1 protein-coding gene is annotated in these 255 nt (G+C 39.2%); it reads right to left on the bottom strand.

Going from position 1 to position 255, the window contains the following annotated elements:
- A partial coding sequence (locus tag SB679_RS25275; RefSeq protein ID WP_410705083.1) for a DUF692 family multinuclear iron-containing protein occupies positions 1 to 235 on the bottom strand: 235 nt, incomplete at its 3' end.
- Between the last annotated feature and the right edge of the window lie 20 nt (positions 236 to 255).

Here is a 255-nt window from a genome sequence, read left to right as displayed (position 1 = left end):
CGAGGTCTACCCCATCAATGTTGGTGTAACATAGATGGTCGCTAATCCACGGCGAGTTGAGCTTCAAAGCCATCGAATGAATTGAGTTTAAATATTCCATATCAACACCAGTTTCAGATCCAACCGAGAGGCTCAACGAGTGTGGCGCCAACGGAAAATGTTGGGATAACTCCTCCAGTTCATAAAACAAATTATTATTTTCTATATAATGATCAGGATAAAATTCAAGCCATATAGATTGGCTTGAATTTTATC

Origin of the sequence: Chryseobacterium sp. SIMBA_029 (assembly GCF_046535275.1) — a bacterium.
In the GTDB taxonomy this organism is placed as follows: domain Bacteria; phylum Bacteroidota; class Bacteroidia; order Flavobacteriales; family Weeksellaceae; genus Chryseobacterium.
Note: the sequence above shows the minus strand (reverse complement) of the source record. Positions and strands in the feature narration are given on the sequence as shown.